Here is a 15,425-nt window from a genome sequence, read left to right as displayed (position 1 = left end):
TGGAGACGAGCCACCCCCGGCCGATATCCAATTACGAGAATTATCGACTCAAAATCGTGGTGTGACCCACTACACACGACCGGAGGTGCAGATGTCAACGTGCGGAACACGGAATTTTCGCGCACCGGGCGACTTCGTAGTTGCGTAACAAAGGATTACGGAAGGGGTGCCGGATCTGCAGGACGTGCGTTTCGTCAGATCGTGGTCGCGACGAACAACGACTCTGCCTGCGCGCACACTGTGTCCCCGTTCCGCAACGTGCCCCGGAGGAAGCGCTTGCGCCCCTCTTCCCGCTCGAACACGGCCTCGAGTATCAGGGGCGTGTCGAGCGGTGTGACCGAAAGGTACGACACGTTGAGATAGGCCGTGCGCGAACTCGAGCGTTCCCACGACGCGAGTGAGCCGAGCACGTCGTCGAAGATCAGCGGGATCGCGCCGCCGTGTGCCACACCGCCCACACCGTTGAAGAACCGACCGAACCGCACTTGGGCGACCACGCTGTCGTGATCCCGTTCGACCACCTCGAACCACGGAGTCATCGATTGGCCGCGGCTCGGCACGTCGCGGCGGTGCGAGAAGTCGCGATGGACGTCGGGCACCTGATGCTCCGCGAGCGAAGACGCACCCGTGACGAGCAGGGTCGTCAGCTGTTCCGCTTCGGCGACCGGGAGGGCCGCGCCGGCGAGCAGGTCCTGGAAGCGTCGCATCTCGGTGATGAGCCGGTCGAAGACCGGTGCCGGGAGGATCGGCGATTCGGTCCTCCCGGCAATCTCCCGATCGGGTCGTACCTCGCTAGTCGGCATCGGGAACGAGCATTCCGTCGACCGTCGGGCCCGCGTGGACGAATACGAGTTCGTCGGCGCCCCAGGTCATGGTGTGGTCGTCCGCGCTGAAGTCCCAGTCCACGGGCCCGATGTACTTCTCCCGGATCTCGGCCGGAACCCGGCCGCTTTCGAGTGCGTCCGCGAGATCCGCGGCCTCGTTGCTCTCGCTGGCCTCGTATGCACCCCACGCGAGGATCAGATCGTTGTACGTGAACCCCGGGGTCACGAGGCTCACGCCGATCGGCTGGTCGGTGTGGTTGCCCAGCGCCTGGCGGAAGGCGGCGAACGTGTCGCTCTGCGCACTCGGCTGCCCCTCGACCGCGAAGGCGTAGCAGTGGAGTTGGACGTTCGCCCACTGCTCCGGTTGGGCGATGGTGGCGAAGTCGGTTGCGCAGGTCTCACTGCTGCCGAAGATGGGCTTGTCCCATCCCGCGGTCCGGGCACTCGAGAGGTAGACGCCGGTGATCGGCCCGGCTCCGGCGAGGAACAGTGCGTCCGGCTGCTGCGCGGCGAGCTTGAGCATCGTGGGTGTGACGTCGACCGATGTCGGCGCGACCAGTTCCGAGACCACCGAGATCCCGTGCTCGCTGCCTGCCTTCTCCATCGCGGCCAAGCTCAGTCGTGCACTCGTCGTGTCTGCCCCGATGTACGCGATCTTGTGGTACCCCTCGGCCTGGAAGTGCTCGATGACGCGGGCATTCACTTCCATGAACGTCGTACCGGAACCGAAGGCATACGGGAACTTCTCGGGATCGTTCGCATCGGTAGCACCCCCGACGTGGATGGTCAGGATCTGGTTCGCGGTGGCGAGGGGCAGAACGGCCATCACCTCCTGGCTCGTCAGGCCCGGCATGAGCATGTCCGGCCTGCCGTCATCGGTCAGGTAGGTCTGTAGCCGTTCGACACCGGTCGCGGCGTCACCGGCGTTGTCCTCGGCGTCCACGACGACGTTGCGGCCGTCGATGCCGCCCTTGTCGTTGATGATGTCAGCGGCAGCTTCGAGCCCCGCGACCTGGAGAGATCCGAGAGAGCTCAGCGGCCCGCTCAGCGGGGCCAGTGCCAGTACGTGGAACGCGGACCCGTCGTTGCCTGCACTCGCACCGGCACTGCAACCGGTCAACACGAGAGCGGTACACGACAGCCCGGCCAGGCCGGTGAGCCATCGGCGGGTGGAAGTGTGATTCATCGATTCCTACTTTCGTTGTGGCCCGGGGCACGACGCTTCGACGAGGGCCTCACGCGAGGCCCACCGGCGACGGCCTCAGACGAGAAAATCCGAAGTGATCCGATCGGGGGTCATCTCCTCGGCCGAACCCGCGAACGTCACCCTCCCTCGATCGAGGACGACGACGTCGTCGGCGATCCCGTCGAGGAGCATGTCGACGAGTTGGTCGACAAGCACGACGGCGAGACCGCGATCCCGGACGGACTTGATCACGTCCAGGACCTGGGCGAAGGCGACCGGGGACAGGCCTGACGACGGCTCGTCGACGAGCAGCACCCGGGGTTGACCGACGATCGCCTGCGCGATGGCGAGCAGTTGCTGCTGCCCACCGCTCAGGTGCCCGGCCACGCGTGCACGCATCTCGTGGAGGAGCGGGAAGTCCTCGAACACGGCGTCAAGCAGTCGCCGCCGCTCGACCGACGACACCCGCGGCAGTCCGAGCAGGAGATTCTCGTCGACGCGCAAGTCGCCGAAGATCCGCCGGCCCTCCTGAACCAGGCTGATTCCGGAACGGGCCCGCTTCCACGCAGGCGAACCGGACAGATCCTTCCCGTCCAGCACCACCGAACCTGCGCTGATCGGAAGCGATCCGGCGATCCCGTTGAGCAGCGACGTCTTCCCGGCACCGTTGCGCCCCACGAGGACCGTGACCCTGCCGGGCGAGGCGGTCAGTCCGGCGTCCCACACGGCCGTCATGTCGCCGTAGGCGACCTTGACGCCGCTCACCTCGAGTCGCCCACCGCGAATCTCATCGGACATCTTGCGCTCCTTGCGGATCGAGCGTCTCGGGCACTGCCACGGTCAGCGGACGACCCAGGTAACTCTCGATCACCTGGGGAGAGTTGCGCACCGCCTCGGGATCACCTGACGCGATGACCTTCCCGAGGTGCATCGCGAACACTGTGTCAGCCAACGACATCACGAAGGGCACGTTGTGTTCGATGAGGACAATGGTTGCGCCGAGTTTGCGGAGCGACTGCAACAGGCGCGTCAGGTCGTTCAGCGCGGTCTCGTCGAGGCCTGCGGCGGGTTCGTCGAGCAGGATCACCTTGGGCGCACCGACCGCGGCACGGAGGACCTCGAGCAGGCGACGCGTGCCCAGGGGAAGCGTGGCCGCTTCCTGGTCCGCGAGGTGATCGAGCCCGACGAGCGCGATCAACGCTTCGGCTCGGTCGGTCTCGTCACGCCGTGCACGTCGGTAGGACGGCAGGCGGAGGATTGCCGCCACGGGACGGAATCGGCCCGTGCGCAGCATTCCCGAAGCGACGATCTCGCGGACGCTCATCTCATCGGGAATCGCCGGGGTCTGAAACGCGCGGGATACGCCCGACCGGGCCGCGGCAGCGGCTGTGAGGCGGGAGATGGACGTGCCGTCGACCTCGATCACTCCCGACTCCGGCCGGATGAAGCCCGAGATCGCGTTGAGCAGAGACGTCTTCCCCGCGCCGTTGCTGCCGATGATCGCGGTGATCCGGCCCGGCTCGGCGACGACACCGGCCCCGTCGAGCGCGGCCACGCCGCCGAAGTGCTTCGTCACGCCACTCGCCCGCAGCGTGCCCCCGCTCAAGTCCGGTAGAACCCCGTCTGCGCGCTGCGGCACGGCGCGTTTCCGGCTTTCCCGCGCGGCACCCAGCATCCGTTTCGTCAGCATCGACAGGTAGCCCGCGATGCCGTGCGAGAACAGCACGGCCACAATGACCAGGAATGCACCGAAGATCGCCATCGAGTACACCTCGAACGAGGAGATGCGGTCCGGGACGATCACGAGAATCGCCGCACCGATCACCGAACCGTAGATGCTGCGTGTTCCGCCGAGGACCGAGGCCGCCAGAACCGCCAGAAGCATCGACAGGTTGAACGGGGCAGGTGAAATGTATCCGGCGAGGTACGCGTAGAGAACACCGCCCATAGCGGCGGGAATCGAACCCACGACATACGAACTCAGCTTCATCGTGGTGGCCGAGTGGCCCAGAGACTCCACGAGGCGCGGGCTCTCGCGGAATGACCTCAGCGCCACGCCGTAGCCGGACAGAATCAGGTTGCGGAAGATGACGAGCCACACTCCGACCACCACGATGGTGGCGGTGTAGAGTTCGCCGGTCGTCAGCGGGACGCCGAGGAAGGCGGGCGGGGATATCAACTTGCCCTCCAGCCCGCCGGTGTAGTCCCGCAGGGCGACCACGACGGACGGCAACAACATGATCAGGAAGAACGACGTCAGACCGAGCGACCACTTGCTGAGCCGCAAACCGGGCAGGCCGGTGACCAGACCGAGCAGGACGCCCGCAACACAGCCGACGACGAGATTGACGACGAGATCGTTGATCCCGTTGATGCCCAGAATCATCGCGCTGTACGCTCCGGCCGCCATTACGGCGACCTGACCCAGCGCGAGTTCACCGCCGAACCCGAAGCTGAGGTTGATGCCGGCCGTCACGAGGCAATAGACGCCGATCAGTATGATCTGGCGTTCGGACAGCATCGAAAAGCCGAGCGCGGGGAGGAGCAGGACGACGAGCCACAACACGACTGGTACGGTCCAGCCGTACTTGACGATGCGCTCCATGGGTCGATTTCTCCTAGTTCAGACGAGCCGGAGCTGACGTGTCCCGAACAGCCCTGTCGGGCGGATCAGCAGCGTCAGGAGAAGGAGGGCGAACGCGAAGATCAGTGAGTATTCCGCGCCGATGTAGCGGGCCGTGTACGCCTGCAGGAGGCCGACGATCAGCCCGCCGACGAGGCATCCGTGGAAGCTGCCGATTCCCCCAACAGCAAATGCGACGAAAGCGTAGACCAGGAGCTGGATCCCGAGGTCGAACGACGAGTGGATTTTCGTGGCGGCCAGGATGCCCAGCGCACTCCCCAGTGCGCCGGCAAGCATCAGCACCTGAGCCCGGCCGCGGGTGCCGTTGATACCCCTGAGCATCGCCGATTTGGCATCGATGGTCACCGCCCGACCCTCGAGCCCCCACCGGCTCCGGCGGGTCAGGGTGTGCAGAGCCAAGATGCCGGCCACCGCGGCGAAAACGAGAACGACGTCGACGACGGCGAGCCGTCCCCCGAGGAGATCGATGCCCCGGTCCAGCCCGAAGACCGAAACCCGGTGCCCGTCGGTTCCGTACGTCGCGAAGGCGATCCCCTCGAGGACGAAGGCGACCCCGACCGTGGTGATCAGGATGCCGTCACCGCCCCTGGAGATGACCGGCCTCACGGCGACCAGTTCGGTGACGTAGCCGAGTATGGCGCCAACCACGAGGCAGATCGGCACCAGCAGAAGGGCGGGGATCTGAGGTCCCCGGGAAACGAATTCGTACGACGCGAACGCTCCGACCATCACAGTCTGCGGCGCAGCGAAATTGAATACCCCGGATTGCGCCTCCCGATGTTGAACAGCGCCGCGACGAGGGCGTACAGAGCGCCGATCGCCAGAGCCGACCACAGCAACGTCACGTGTAATCCTTTCGCCGTGCCCCGTCGGACACGACACATCGTTCCGGGACCGTGGCATGAGCTCCGCCACACAATTTCGAGCTTATTAGTCTTAATACTGGAAGACATGGGTAGAGGCGTTAAATAAACTTTGCCCCAGTCGATTACATAAGAAATACTGGTTGGGCCGATCCTGAGATCGGCCCCGACCGCGGTTCAGCCGACAAGGCTCGCCTGCCGAGTGCGATTGAAATCCGACTCGACATCACCCAAGGCGTCGAACACTCTGTCCGAGTGGAACTCGGTTGTCCCCCAGGCATTGAGCAGGCTCCAGATCCGCATCAGGTACAGGTGGAGATCTGCTTCCATCGTGTACCCGATGGCACCGTGGCACTGCAAGGCCGCCTTGGCTGTTCGGCGGGCAGCCTTGTTCGCCATCACCTTCGCCATCGAACAGACGCGACGGGAGTCGTCGGCGTCCGTCGCCATCGCCCAGGCAGCCGCTTCCGCTACCGGGCGGGCCATCTCGACCGCGATGTGCGCATTCGCCATATGATGCTTGACCGCCTGGAAGGTTCCGACCGGGGAACCGAATTGTCTCCTGCTCGAGGTGTACTCGACGGTGATCTCGATCGCCCTCGCGGACAGTCCCAGCAGGAAAGAGGCCGTCATAAGCGCTGCACGATCCTCCGCGCGCGCGATGTGGGCGGCCACCCCGGGGCCCTGCGCGAGGACCTCGGCCGTGTCGATCCGCGACCGGTCGAGGCGTCCGACCGCCCGTGACGAGTCCATCGATTCCTGCGGTTCGATACCGTTCAGATCGACGAGCCGGATGCGATCCGATTCCAGAACGAGCGCGTGCCCGGCGCCGAGGTACGGAACGACGTCCGAGACGGTCGCAGTGAGGCCTCCGCTCATCGCTGCGGAATCCGCGAGCCGGTCCGGAGCCAGTGCGGCGAGCAGCGGCACAGCGACGGCAGCGTGCTCGACGACAGGCCCGGGCACGGCGGCCCGGCCCAGTTCCTCGAATGCCGACGTCAGCTCCAGTTCGCTACCACCGCCACCGAGTTCCTCCGGCGCGAGCAGCGCCAGCAGGCCGAGCCCGTCGAGCCCGTCCCACAGGGCAGCAGGCGTCCGCCCGGTGGCCCACGCTGCACGGACCACGTCGGGCCGGCACTCCCGTGACACAAAACTTCTCGTCGCCTCCGCGAAGGCGATCTGATCCTCGGTCGGTGTGAAACGCATGTCAGCTCCTCGGCATTCCAAGTACACGCTCAGCGACGATGTTGCGCTGAATCTCGTTGGTTCCTGCAAAGATCGGCGTTGCCATCGACGTAATGAACCCGTGCCACCACTTTCCGTCGATCTCGGCACCGTCACCGAGCAGGTCGAGCGCCGTCTCGTGCATGTGCACGTCCATCTCCGACCAGAACACCTTGTTGCCACTCGATTCGGCTCCGACCTTGCCGCCCTCCGCTATCCGGGTGACAGTCTTCATCGAGTTGTACCGGTAGGCCTGAGCCGAGATCCACGCGTCGACGACGTCCCGCTTCAGGGTCGACGAAGGTCCGTCGACGGAGGCGTACAGATCGACGAGATTCTGGGCCGCAGCCATGAACCGGCCGGGCGAGCGCAGGATCAGCCCACGCTCGGAACCCGTCGTCGCCATCGCGACCTTCCAGCCGTTGCCGACCCCGCCGAGCACCTCGGAGTCGGGAACGAAGACGTCATCGAAGAAGATCTCGCCGAAGCCGGTCTCGTTGCCCAGCTTCTGCACCGGACGAACCGTGACGCCGGGGGCATCCAGATCGATCAACAGGTACGACAGGCCGCGGTGGCGCGTGGACTCCGGATCGGTTCGGACCAGCGCGAAGAGACGGTTGCAGAACGGGGCGCGCGTGCTCCAGGTCTTCTGACCGTTGACCCGCCAGCCGCCGGCCGCCTCGTCCCGGTCCGCCCGTACCCGCACAGCGGCGAGGTCGCTGCCCGCCTCGGGTTCCGACCAGCCCTGCGCCCACATGTCCTCGACCCCCGCGATGCGGGGCAGCAGTTGGGCCTTTTGCGCGTCGGTGCCGAACTCGAACAATGACGGCGCCAGGAGGAACAGCCCGTTCTGAGCGGCCCGCGGGCCCAACCCCGCCGCGAAGTACTCTTCCTCGAAGATCATCCACTCCCACAGGCCGAGACCGCGGCCGCCGTACTCTTCGGGCCAGGACACCGCAGCCCACCCCGCCTCGAAGAGCGTCCGTTCCCACTCGCGGTTGAGAGCGAAGCCACGCTCGGTATCGGGAGACGGCAACCGTTCGGCCGGACGATTCGTCCGCAGCCAGTCGCGCGCCTCCATCCGGAATTCGTGGTCGGACGAGGATTCCTCGAGATTCATTTTGCCGCCTTTGATTTGAATTGGTTACAGGTCAGGGGTGCGCTCGGGGTTCGACCAGCTCGAACGGGACACCCAGCGTCGACGACGGGTCGAGGCGACGGATCCGCTCCCCGTCCGCGTTCGTCGAGGTGACACCCGTGATACCGCGATCGGCTAGCACCGTCTCCATGTAGTCGAGGTCGCCGACTTCGAGGACGATGGCGTGCGGCCCCGGGCCCCACTCGCGATGGAACGCGCCGAGCTCGGAGTCCGGGCGCGCTTGGCACAGTTCGAGCGCCGCACTGAGCGGATTCCCCAACTCGTAGGTCGCGCTGACTCCGTACTCGTGCGTGCTGACCGAGGTGGCCACGAGGCCGAGGTTCGCGTCGAGTGCCCGCACCGCGACGTCGACGTCGTCGACCAGAAACCTCCGGGCCCTGATCCTGCGCACACCCGGGCCGTCACCGGCACCGTCCTCGGCGGGCACTGCGGGCACACCCGAACTCGATGTGGGCACGACCTCGATCCACAGACCGGCGTCGACGTCGGCGTCGTATCCCAGGGGGTCGTCGGCCGTGACGCCGATCCACACCCGGGGGAAGTCGAAGTCCTCGCTCACCGGGGTGACCCGATGCCGCACGTCGTTCGTCCGGAGGTGCTTCATCACGGCCTCGACGTCGCCCGCGAGTACTGTCGCGTGCGTGCGGACCGGGCGGTTGCCCTGGGCGTCGATGCGCTCCTCCACGTAGTCGTGTGGCGCGGTCCGTGGGCGTGCACCGATCAGTTCGATACGGGTCGGCGCCGACCTCATCGACGGTTGCATCCGCAACCACGCCGCCCGAAAGCCGTGCCCCTCGGGTTCGAGGAAGGCATTCGGCCTCGGTGCGGGCAGGCCCAGTAGCTCCACGAGGGCCGCGGCCGCTCCGTCCGGATCGTCGGTCACGATGTCGGCTGACACAAGTGCGTCGTACAAGGACCCGACCTCCTTTCATGTCAACGTCTTTATATTGAGACAGCTTATGCCATAACTGTTGCAGGCGGAACTCCCCGTGGCAATTCATTCCGGATCGCACCTGCTCGCACATACGGAGAACAGTTGAGCGGAAAGCGCTCTCGGTAAACACGCTCGGGCACTGGTACCGTCCCGCGCCGGCAACTAAGCTGGCGAACATCGAATTGCTACCCAACCGCCGGTGTCGAACATGTGGCGGCTTTGCCGAACAAGAGCGGCGCGCACCTCAGACCTTGCCGATACCAGGAGAGTACGTATGACTCGAACAACGACAGGTGGCCGATCCACCGATCGGAAGTCTCCAGCGAAACGTCCGGTCGGGCGCCCGAAACTCCGGATAGACCCGGACGAGGTCGCTGCCGTCGCCATTCGACTCTACGACGAGCACGGCTTCGACGCGGTGTCCATCGAGGCCGTCGCTGAAGGGCTGGAGGTGTCCCGCGCGACCCTGTACCGGACGGTGCGATCCTTAAACGAGTTGCACAACATCCTCCTCGAACGCATTCTGTCGACGGTCGAGAACAGTGCAGGCAAGATCCTGAGCGCACACGACGAGCCGGGAACCGCCCTGATCGCCCTCATCCGTTTCCAGATCGACGCATCGGTCCGGATGAGGAACTACGTAGGCGTCTACTTCGGCTGGGGGCTGTCCCCCGAGGTATACGACAAGTGGCGCTCGTGGGCCGGCGGGTACGAGCAACTCTGGACCGAGGCGGTCAGGAGCGCGGTCGACGCCGGCTACCTAGAGAGCGACGACGTCAGAACCACCACGCGGTTGATCCTGGGCATGGTCAACTGGGTGTCCCGCTGGTACAGCTCGACGAGCGGACCGACACCGGACGACATCGCGAACGCGGCGATCAAACTCGTGCTCCCCAACTGGAGCGGACCGAGGCCCGATTCCTCCGCATCCTGACCGCCGGGAACGAGAAGAGGCCCTCGATACCAACGGATGTCCGTGATATCGAGGGCCTCCGCTGAACGGCCGGCTCAGTAGGAGTGCGCGCCCGCATCGATACTGATGTGCTCGGACGTGATCTTCTTCGAGTCGTCCGACACCAGGAAGAGCACCAGATCCGCGATATCGTCCACGTCGATGCGGCGGTCCGGCAGAAATGCGGTCGCCATCAGGCCCAGCGGCGGATTGGTCTGCTCCACCTGAGCAATTCGCTGCTGCATGTCACCCGAGCCCATCGGGGTTTCGACAGCGCCCGGATGGATGCTGTTCACCCGGATATTGTGCTTGCCCAATTCGGCGGCGAAGGCGCGCGCCATCCCGGTGACCGCGTGCTTGCTCGCCGTGTAGGGAACCATGAACGGCTGAATCTTGACCCCGGCGTACGAACTGGTCATGACGATGGAACCGCCGCCCGCATCGACGAGGTGCTTGGCACCGGCCATCACGGTGTGCCAGACACCCGTGACGTTGATGTCCATCGTGTCACGGAACTCCTCGGGCGTCGTCGCGTCCCACGTGTTCGGGATACAAATTCCCGCATTGGCGACGATTCCGTCCAACCGGCCGAACTCCTCCACACCCCGGTCGACGAGCGAGGTCATGAACTCCAGGTCCCGGACATCGCCCTGCTCGATCAGCGCCCGGCGCCCGGTGGCCTCGACCAGCGAACGCGTCTCCTTCAGATCCTCGAGCGTCGCCGAATCGTACGGAACACCGGGCAGGTGATCGGCGACGTCGATGCCGATGACGTCAGCACCCTCCTGGGCCGCGCGAACCGCGATCGCCCTACCCTGACCGCGGGCGACACCGGTCACGAAAACAACTTTTCCTTGCAAGCGCTGACTCATCAACATTCTCCACAATTCTCGAATTCATTTCGGTCGGGCAAGAAGAGTGACCGGACCGCAGGCCGGCGAATTACAGGCGCACCGCGCCCAGACCGACCTCGTCGTCGGATTCGATGGCGATACCGAAGAGCCGCAGCGGAACACCGACCCGCAGCTCGAACTCCTTCGCCTCCCGGACCGCTTCGAAGTCGGCAGGGCTGATGCCGATGCTCTGGATGTCGAGGCCGGCATCCCGAGCCGCCGCGATCGCTGTACGGGCATTGTCGAGCAGCACCGCCAGAGAGACATCCTGCGTGATGCCCTGATTCACGACCTGCATTTCACTCACTCCTTGGATCGGTTACGTATTCGGCTGGTTCAGCCGCTGGAGGTTGGCCACCTCGTCGTCACTGAGGCACTTGTAGCCCGGGCCGTCGGGGGACGTCAGTTCACCGTCCTTGACTTCGAACGTGAAGTAGCACGGGATGTTTGCCGGGGTGCCCTCTGTGAAATTGAGCGGGATGGAGAAACCGCCGAGCGTTTCATCCTTCAGAGCGTACAGACCTTTTCGCACATCGTCCGGCGTCGACGTCGGACCGACGTTGCCAGCCTTCGCGGCGGCCTCGAACAACTGGTCCGTCAAGAAACCGCCGCAGAGCTGCCCGGCGTCCAATGAAGGGAGGGATAGTCGATATACCCTGTGGACAGGTCACCCGTCGGAGAAACGTAGAACGACGCACGGTCCGGTGCATTTAGTGGCGCACGGGTACGGAAGCGCTCCGGGAGATCCGGATTGGCGATGAACGAAGCGCCGAAGCTCACCGCGTCGGCTCCCCCGAGTTCGAGTAGCGACTCGGCTGATTCTCTATCGAACCCGCCGTTGGCGACGAGCGCGCCCGAGTAGTGGGCTCTGATCAGCGCAATCGGGTCGAGCCGGGGTATCTCCGAGTGCGATCCGCGATAGTCCGCGACCTCGACAAACGCGAGCCCCATCGTATTCAGGCGGCTTGACAGGTACGCATACAGCTCCTGGGTGTCTTCGTTGCGAACGTCGTTGAAGTTGAAACCTGGCGACAGCTTTACGGCGACCGTCTCTGGACCAGCGATCTCAGCGGCAGCTTCGAGGCACTCGAGCAGGAACCGCGAGCGATTCGCGATTGATCCTCCGTAGGCGTCCGTTCGCTCGTTGGCGTTGGACGACAAGAATTGCATGGGCAGATAGCCACTCGCGGCGTGGATCTGGATTCCGTCGAATCCTGCACGCATTGCCCGGATGGTCGCCTCCCTGAAGAAGCCGACTTCCCTCGAGATTCCTGCCGTGTCGAGCGCTTCGGGTACAGGGAATGGCCGATCGTGCCGTGGGCACCTGATCGGATAGCCACGAAATGCCGGGTCTGGTTGCACCGCCGAAGGGGCGATCGGGTTCACCCCACCCGGCAATAGTTCAGGGAACGATATTCGACCGACGTGCATCAGCTGGGCAAAGATCAGCCCACCGGCGTCGTGCACGGCATCGGTGACAGGTACCCATCCCCGCTCGTGTTCATCGGTGTAAAGGGCGGGCACGTTGTAGTATCCCCGCCCATGTGGAGACGGATTCACACCCTCCGTGATGATCAGCCCGGCGGACGCGCGCTGGGCGTAGTAGGTCGCCATTACCGACGTCGGCACCTGGTCGATGTCAGCACGGTGACGCGTGCAGGGTGCCATGAAGACTCGATTCCGAGCGCGAACCCTGCCGATGCGTAGTGGACTGAGCAGCGGTGTCGACAACGTGTGCATCCTTTCGTAGCGGGCGGAACGCCTGGAGCCAGGATCGAGCCTCCGGAATGTTCCGCTCGATTCAATGGGTAGCTGCGCCTACCAAGTTGATTCAGGACATAGACGTACGCTTCGCAACCTGGTCACGATGGCGACTCCAGAATTCGTCCCAGGTCTTCCAGCGGTGGGGCAAGGTGGGGCGGAATCGGGAGTGCGCGTCGGGTCGGCTCGGCCAGGATACGAAGCCGGCGTCCTGAGGCGACTGCCGAGGGTCGCCAGTGTGAAGATAGGCCATTTGACGATCATCGAAGAGCCAGCGGCCGTCGACGCGAATATAGCGGTCGAAATACACCATCAACTGGACGATCCAATCGTCCCCGTCTTCGTGCTCTACGCGACAGTAGACGGTGCCCTCGGCGTGGTCGCTGTCGACAAGATCCACAACGTGACCGCAGATCTGATGCATGCTGCGGTAGAACCTGGTCAGGACATCGTCGCTGTCGAACATGGCGCGTACACCCTCAGGGCCCAGAGCGTCCGAGAATCCGAAACGGGTGTAGTCGGCACTGGGCGAGTAGAGCGCGGCGAGCGCATCGATGTCGCGCGCATCGACCGACCGCGCGTATCGAACCGCGAGCTGTTGAATGTCGAAGTGTGCCTCGACACGTTCGAGGCGACTCTCGAGCGTCTCACAGGACGTGGCTGATGTGCGCGAGTTCATGCTTGCTCCTCGATTGATTCGTACAGTGGCCGTGCGAGATTCAGTAGGAGTGCGCGCCCGCATCGATACTGATGTGCTCGGACGTGATCTTCTTCGAGTCGTCCGACACCAGGAAGAGCACCAGATCCGCGATATCGTCCACGTCGATGCGGCGGTCCGGCAGAAATGCGGTCGCCATCAGGCCCAGCGGCGGATTGGTCTGCTCCACCTGAGCAATTCGCTGCTGCATGTCACCCGAGCCCATCGGGGTTTCGACAGCGCCCGGATGGATGCTGTTCACCCGGATATTGTGCTTGCCCAATTCGGCGGCGAAGGCGCGCGCCATCCCGGTGACCGCGTGCTTGCTCGCCGTGTAGGGAACCATGAACGGCTGAATCTTGACCCCGGCGTACGAACTGGTCATGACGATGGAACCGCCGCCCGCATCGACGAGGTGCTTGGCACCGGCCATCACGGTGTGCCAGACACCCGTGACGTTGATGTCCATCGTGTCACGGAACTCCTCGGGCGTCGTCGCGTCCCACGTGTTCGGGATACAAATTCCCGCATTGGCGACGATTCCGTCCAACCGGCCGAACTCCTCCACACCCCGGTCGACGAGCGAGGTCATGAACTCCAGGTCCCGGACATCGCCCTGCTCGATCAGCGCCCGGCGCCCGGTGGCCTCGACCAGCGAACGCGTCTCCTTCAGATCCTCGAGCGTCGCCGAATCGTACGGAACACCGGGCAGGTGATCGGCGACGTCGATGCCGATGACGTCAGCACCCTCCTGGGCCGCGCGAACCGCGATCGCCCTACCCTGACCGCGGGCGACACCGGTCACGAAAACAACTTTTCCTTGCAAGCGCTGACTCATCAACATTCTCCACAATTCTCGAATTCATTTCGGTCGGGCAAGAAGAGTGACCGGACCGCAGGCCGGCGATAGCGGTATGGGCGTTGTCGACCAGCAGCGCCAGACAGACATCCTGCGTGATGCCCTGAGACACGACCTGCGTTTCACTCACTCCTTGCCGGAATCAAGCGGTCTTCTGATTGAGGCGTCCGAGGGTCGCCACTTCGTCGTCACTGAGGCACTTGTAGCCCGGGCCGTCGGGGGACGTGAGTTCACCGTCCTTGACTTCGAACGTGAAGTAGCACGGGATGTTTGCCGGGGTGCCCTCTGTGAAATTGAGCGGGATGGAGAGACCACCAAGGGTCTCGTCCTTCAAGGCGTACAGGCCCTGGCGGACGGTATCCGGTGTCGAGGTCGGGCCGAGGTTGGCCGCCTTGGCAGCCGCCTCGAACAGCTCGAATCCGACCCACACCAGAGAATTCGTCTGACTGAACTGACTGGTGCCACGCAGATCGGGCAACTGCTGGTCGACCGCGTCGAGGTACGCCTTGACGGCGGGGATACTCTCGTCGGTGTAGTTCGCGGCCGGTGACGAGGTAAGTCTGCCCTCAAAGTTGGGATCGGAGAACCAATCGTCCGAAATGCCACCGGCCGTGGAGATCGTGGCGGGTTCATAGCCCTGCTGACGGCAGCTCTCCATTACCCTGGACTGCACCGGTGACGTTCCCAGAACCTTCAGAACATCGACGCCCTTATCCTTCATCTGAATGCATTGGGCCGTGAAATTGGGAGCCGTGCTCGAGATCTGCAGCGACGAGAATCCCAGGCCGAAATGATCGGCGATTCTCCCCGCCAGTCCTTCAGAGTCCTTGCATGCGGGAGATTCTCCGCAGTAGAGGAAGCCAAGATTCGTCCCGCCCGTTTCCTTCGCCATCTTGTAGACCACGAATTCCTGCACTGCCAGCGACGGACCGGATGCGTAGAAATTGGGACTCGTCTGGAAGGCGGGCGTGAACGACAAGCCACCGACGATCGGGATCTTCTGGGAATCAACGTAGTTCACCCATGAATCGGCGACAGGACTGGCTTCGCCGACGATCGCAACGACCTTGTCGACCTCCACGAGTTCCTTGACCGCCTGCAGCGAACGAGTGGGATCGAGACCGTCGTCCTTTACGACAAGCTCGACCGGGTGGCCGTTGATACCTCCGTTGGCATTGGTGGCCTTGACCCACGCCAGGGCGACATCGTCCGTCGCGCCGAGCGAATCGGACTGCGGGCCCGAACAGCTACACACGAATCCGATGCGGATCGGATCGCCCGATACGGTGCTGACGGGGTCGGTTCCCGCCGACGACGCTCCACTGCAGCCGGTTACGACGGCCAGGGCGGCCACGCTGCCGGCCACGGTCAGTGCTTTCTTCCACGTGCGCATGTCACTCCTTGGAGACGCGGTGTCCGGGGACCCGCT

The 15,425-nt window shown here is 64.4% G+C and carries 16 protein-coding genes; 1 reads left to right on the top strand and 15 read right to left on the bottom strand.

The features are described from left to right. Nucleotides 1-194 precede the first annotated feature (194 nt). From H0B43_RS21250 to H0B43_RS21215, 8 genes are all read right to left on the bottom strand, one after another. Nucleotides 195-803 carry a PaaI family thioesterase gene (locus H0B43_RS21250; protein ID WP_185726142.1) on the bottom strand — a complete coding sequence of 203 codons (609 nt, stop codon included), beginning with the start codon at nucleotides 801-803 and terminating at the stop codon, nucleotides 195-197. After that, the gene (locus tag H0B43_RS21245; protein ID WP_185726143.1) at nucleotides 793-2,010 is read right to left on the bottom strand and encodes an ABC transporter substrate-binding protein; all 1,218 of its coding nucleotides are present in this window, start codon (nucleotides 2,008-2,010) and stop codon (nucleotides 793-795) included. The genes H0B43_RS21250 and H0B43_RS21245 overlap by 11 nt, the downstream gene beginning before the upstream one ends. Before the next feature lie 75 nt (nucleotides 2,011-2,085). Next, nucleotides 2,086-2,808: an ABC transporter ATP-binding protein gene (locus tag H0B43_RS21240; RefSeq protein ID WP_185726144.1), complete on the bottom strand. Its 723-nt coding sequence runs from the start codon at nucleotides 2,806-2,808 to the stop codon at nucleotides 2,086-2,088. Then, on the bottom strand, nucleotides 2,798-4,615 hold the full coding sequence (locus H0B43_RS21235) for an ATP-binding cassette domain-containing protein (RefSeq protein WP_185726145.1): 1,818 nt from the start codon (nucleotides 4,613-4,615) through the stop codon (nucleotides 2,798-2,800). The genes H0B43_RS21240 and H0B43_RS21235 overlap by 11 nt, the downstream gene beginning before the upstream one ends. Nucleotides 4,616-4,633: 18 nt before the next feature. Further along, nucleotides 4,634-5,383 (bottom strand): branched-chain amino acid ABC transporter permease, encoded by a 750-nt coding sequence (locus tag H0B43_RS21230; RefSeq protein ID WP_185726146.1) that lies wholly within the window; start codon nucleotides 5,381-5,383, stop codon nucleotides 4,634-4,636. Between the two features lie 311 nt (nucleotides 5,384-5,694). Next, a complete protein-coding gene (locus tag H0B43_RS21225) occupies nucleotides 5,695-6,723 on the bottom strand; it encodes an acyl-CoA dehydrogenase family protein (protein ID WP_185726147.1) in 1,029 nt (342 codons plus the stop codon). Between the two features lies 1 nt (nucleotide 6,724). Then, on the bottom strand, nucleotides 6,725-7,861 hold the full coding sequence (locus tag H0B43_RS21220) for an acyl-CoA dehydrogenase family protein (protein ID WP_185726148.1): 1,137 nt from the start codon (nucleotides 7,859-7,861) through the stop codon (nucleotides 6,725-6,727). Between the two features lie 31 nt (nucleotides 7,862-7,892). Further along, on the bottom strand, nucleotides 7,893-8,813 hold the full coding sequence (locus tag H0B43_RS21215; RefSeq protein ID WP_185726149.1) for a hypothetical protein: 921 nt from the start codon (nucleotides 8,811-8,813) through the stop codon (nucleotides 7,893-7,895). A gap of 295 nt (nucleotides 8,814-9,108) precedes the next feature. On the opposite strand from H0B43_RS21215, the gene H0B43_RS21210 reads away from it, so the two are divergent. Next, complete coding sequence (locus H0B43_RS21210; RefSeq protein WP_185726150.1) at nucleotides 9,109-9,768, top strand: TetR/AcrR family transcriptional regulator; 660 nt, start codon at nucleotides 9,109-9,111, stop codon at nucleotides 9,766-9,768. Nucleotides 9,769-9,842: 74 nt separating this feature from the next. Here the strand turns inward: H0B43_RS21210 and H0B43_RS21205 are convergent, their stop codons facing one another. The 7 genes from H0B43_RS21205 to H0B43_RS21175 form a co-directional block, all read right to left on the bottom strand. Beyond that, on the bottom strand, nucleotides 9,843-10,658 hold the full coding sequence (locus H0B43_RS21205; RefSeq protein WP_185726151.1) for a mycofactocin-coupled SDR family oxidoreductase: 816 nt from the start codon (nucleotides 10,656-10,658) through the stop codon (nucleotides 9,843-9,845). 70 nt (nucleotides 10,659-10,728) lie between these two features. Then, on the bottom strand, nucleotides 10,729-10,977 hold the full coding sequence (locus tag H0B43_RS21200) for a hypothetical protein (protein WP_185726152.1): 249 nt from the start codon (nucleotides 10,975-10,977) through the stop codon (nucleotides 10,729-10,731). 21 nt (nucleotides 10,978-10,998) lie between these two features. Continuing rightward, nucleotides 10,999-11,310, bottom strand: coding sequence for a hypothetical protein (locus H0B43_RS21195; protein WP_213015208.1), 312 nt, complete (start codon nucleotides 11,308-11,310; stop codon nucleotides 10,999-11,001). Next, complete coding sequence (locus H0B43_RS21190) at nucleotides 11,277-12,419, bottom strand: alkene reductase (RefSeq protein WP_185726154.1); 1,143 nt, start codon at nucleotides 12,417-12,419, stop codon at nucleotides 11,277-11,279. Before H0B43_RS21190 ends, H0B43_RS21195 begins: the two co-directional genes overlap by 34 nt. A gap of 91 nt (nucleotides 12,420-12,510) precedes the next feature. After that, complete coding sequence (locus H0B43_RS21185) at nucleotides 12,511-13,119, bottom strand: nuclear transport factor 2 family protein (protein ID WP_185726155.1); 609 nt, start codon at nucleotides 13,117-13,119, stop codon at nucleotides 12,511-12,513. 40 nt (nucleotides 13,120-13,159) lie between these two features. Next, nucleotides 13,160-13,975 (bottom strand): mycofactocin-coupled SDR family oxidoreductase, encoded by an 816-nt coding sequence (locus H0B43_RS21180; protein ID WP_185726151.1) that lies wholly within the window; start codon nucleotides 13,973-13,975, stop codon nucleotides 13,160-13,162. 163 nt (nucleotides 13,976-14,138) lie between these two features. Next, the gene (locus H0B43_RS21175; protein WP_185726156.1) at nucleotides 14,139-15,389 is read right to left on the bottom strand and encodes an ABC transporter substrate-binding protein; all 1,251 of its coding nucleotides are present in this window, start codon (nucleotides 15,387-15,389) and stop codon (nucleotides 14,139-14,141) included. Nucleotides 15,390-15,425: the final 36 nt, after the last annotated feature.

Source organism: Rhodococcus sp. 4CII, from assembly GCF_014256275.1.
Classification (GTDB): Bacteria; Actinomycetota; Actinomycetes; order Mycobacteriales; family Mycobacteriaceae; genus Rhodococcus_F; species Rhodococcus_F wratislaviensis_A.
The sequence above is the reverse complement of the archived record's forward strand: the minus strand, read 5'-3'. Positions and strand labels throughout refer to the sequence as shown.